General features: G+C 53.6%; 1 pseudogene. It reads left to right on the top strand.

From position 1 onward, the window contains the following. A pseudogene (locus KCG35_RS23945) lies at positions 1-3,617 on the top strand (hypothetical protein); the annotation flags it as partial.

Below are 3,617 nucleotides of genomic sequence, written 5' to 3'. Positions count from 1 at the left end.
GGCGATACCGCACTGAGTGTCAAAGAAGCGGCCGATGGTCAGCAAACCGCCTTTAACCTGGGCTCACAAGACCTGCTGACGCGTCAGGTGTACGACAATGCTGGGCATATGATTAAACAGATTGATGCCAATGGTGCGGTCACCGAACTGTTCTATGACGCCAAAGGTCAGGCGGTACGCAAACGACAGAACCTGCAACAGGCTGATGGCAGTCAGCACGTGGTTGAAGTCCGCTTTGGTTATGACAGCCAAGGTCGGGAGATCTGGCGTGATGAGGGGGTAGGGGCGATCCAGCGTACCTACTACAACAGCCATGGCGAGATCAGTGGCAAAGGCGTCAATGACCAGATGCACGAGTACTACGAGTACAACGCGGCGGGCCAGCTGTTCAAAACCAACAAAAAGAACGGTGCACCGCAGGTCTTTGTTTACGATGCTAACGGCAATGCCTCGCTGGAAATCCAGTCGATGACCCTCGACCTGAAGGACATCACCCTCAGCCAGTTGCGTACCTTGGATGCGAAGCAATTACACATCTCCCTCAGTCGTTATGATGCCCGTAACCAGCTGATTGATGTGGTGCAGCCGGAGATGACCTTCCTGCAGACGGAGGACAGCACTGCGGCAGGAACGGAGGTCATCGAAGCCACGCCGTACACCTTTGGTGAAGCGAAAATGATCGGTGGTGAGAAGTTTGACTTTAACTTCAAACTCTACGCCCGAGCCGCGGGAATGCATTGGCCCCGCTGTTACTTCGAGCAGCGTGGTGTGCAGTTTAAGTGGTCAGATATTGGTGAGTATGATGGCGACCTGCTATTTGAGTGGGACTCGGGCTATCAGTCGAACACCAAAGGCTCGTTTGTGGTGAACGCCAGTCGAGGTGAGTACCTCATCCCCCTGAAGAGCTATAACAGGACTACCGTCTCCTATCTGAAAAACATGGGCTTTAAATACCATGTCAAAATCTCCAAGAAAAACGAAGCGGGTGAGTGGGTTCCACTGACAGAGCAAACCGGTCGCTACCGCTGGAGTGGTTTTGCCCCCCGCTGGGAGCACGATACGTTAGTACGTTGGGAGAATAACCACGTGGAAATGCCCAAACTGCTGACCTTAAAAGAGCAGCCACGGCAGGCCACCCGTTTACGCATGTACTACCGTCCGGCACAGGAACCTGGGTATACCAGCCGCGCCTATGATGAGGCCAATTACCAGCCAGGCAAGTACACCCACAGTGTTGATGGGGCACGGATGAACCGCGAAGGGGACTGGGCGCTGGATCTGACCAACGCACCAGGCCTCTCCGCAAATCAAGCCTATGAATACTACTACGAAGCATTGACCCCCGAAGGCACGGTGATTAACCGGGGTGAGGGCATCTTCCGTACCACACAAAATACCAAGCACGGTGAGACCTTTGATCTGCGCTTTGGTTTACAGCAACAAGCTGCACAAGCAGCCGCGAATGGTGATGCGGCTAAACCCAGTCAGCAAACCCTCAATGACCTGCAACTCCGTTGGGCCAACTTAGGGGGCTACCAAGGCAAACTGAAGTTTGATTGGAATGCAGGTTTCGGTGACGCCAAAGGCTCTGAGATTGTCGAGGCCAGTGCCGGTCAGGTTAACCTAAAACCCAATGTGTCCCTGGAAAATGCCGAAGGCCGTACCTTCACCTACACGGTCAATGTCTACAAGCAAAATGCTCAGGGTGAGTGGGAGCTGTTGGATTGGCTGCAAGGGGATTACAGCTTTGCGGCCGAGCGGGGGGAATCCGGCGAGTTTAGTGCCAAAGCGCATCATCAACTGAGCAGCTTCCATGCCCTGGACCAGGGTAGCGTCACGCACCGTAATACCGGTCGCCCTGCCTACACCAAAGCCAGCCTGGACTATGTGATTGGTGAAGGGATGGAGACCAGCCACAGCATTCATCGCAAACAGCACTTTAATGCTTTTGGTGAAGTCATCGAAGAAGTGGATGGGCGTGGTAACAGCACCACCTTCCGCTATAACCAGCTGGGGCAGATGGTCACCAAGCAGGCGCCGGAAACTGAGGCTACCGATGAACAAGGTCAGGTGCATCAGATTCGGCCAACCACCCACTATGGCTATGACCTGTTAGGGCAACAGATCACCACCACTGATGCCAATGGTAACCTCAACGAACAGCAATGGGCGGCGGGGCAGATCATCAGTGAGCGCCATGCCGATGGTGGTCAGGTAAAAATGGGCTACGATGCCTTTGGCCGTAAGGTCAGCCAGACCAATGAGCTGGGTGAAGTCACCCGTTACCAGTATGACCAAGTGGGGAATGCCACCCGGGTTGAACGGGCGGGGGGCAATATCGATCAGTACACCTATGATGCGGCGGGCCAACGTCTGACCCATACCAATGCCTTAGACCATACTGAGCGCTATCAGTACGATGCCAAAGGCCGCGTCATTGCTCACCATAGCTATGGCAACATGGTGACCCAGTACAGCTACCGTTATGATGACAGCATTGGCGGCACCGGTGGCTGGGAGGTGACCAAAACCGATGGCAACAAACACACCCTGGTGGATCATCGGGATGCCTTTGACCGTATTCATTACCATAAGGATTTAGGCGGTCGCACCTTCACCTATGGCTACAATGCCTCCGGCAAACTGGCCTGGCAGAAAGGCGATACGGTGCTGGATAACACCAGCAAGATCGATCAGGAGATTTACTACGGCTACTACAACAACGGCTATATCAAAAACATCGATGATGTGGGCGCCAATAACTACGCCGAGTTCCAATATGACAACAACGGTAATCTGACCTTCGAAGGCTACAGCAACAAGGATGCGAAAGACGGTTACAAGAACGTCTACACCCAACGCTCTAAGGTGGAATACGATAGCCTGAACCGCATCAGTAAAATCGAAGACCCCAAGTACACCATCGAGTATCAGTACGATGCCATGGGCAACCGGCGTCAGGTACACAGTCGCTATCAGCAGGTCAATGGTGAGTGGCATGACCAGGACTTCTGGTACACCTACGATGCCATGAACCGCTTTACCACCACCATGGGGGCGCTCAAAGACGGGCAGATCACACCCGGAGACCATGGTTATCGGATCAGCTATAACCTGGCGGGGCAGCGGGTCACGGCCACTAATAAACAGCACACCGAGCGTTATCACTATGATGGCAACGGTAAGCTCACTGAAACCTACATTGACGATAAGCTACGCGCCAAGCGGATCAACGATGCGCTGGGTAATACCACCGCCTACCTGGAGTATGACCAGGAGAGCAATGTCTACCGGCAGGTCAATAAGGTCTACGATCAGGATAATCGGGCCACCCGTGAAACTACCAGCATTGCCAAGGGTAAAGCGCAAAACAAAGGCAGTACCTATCACTTTGATGGGGCGGGTAACCTCAGTTCTACGGAAACCTTCGGCGAAGAGGTTGATGTTCGTACCCACTACACCTATGAACGTTGGGACGACTACAAACAGAAGACCATCAAAAACGAAGGCCTGACCAACGAGGAGTTTGACTTCCCCTGGCGGCCCGGGATGTCCATTCTGCATTACGACGTCAACGGCCATGTCAACATGGCGGAAGACAAATACAATGCGCGCAT

This window comes from Zooshikella harenae, from assembly GCF_018837975.1.
Taxonomy (GTDB): Bacteria; Pseudomonadota; Gammaproteobacteria; order Pseudomonadales; family Zooshikellaceae; genus Zooshikella; species Zooshikella harenae.
The sequence above is the reverse complement of the archived record's forward strand: the minus strand, read 5'-3'. Positions and strand labels throughout refer to the sequence as shown.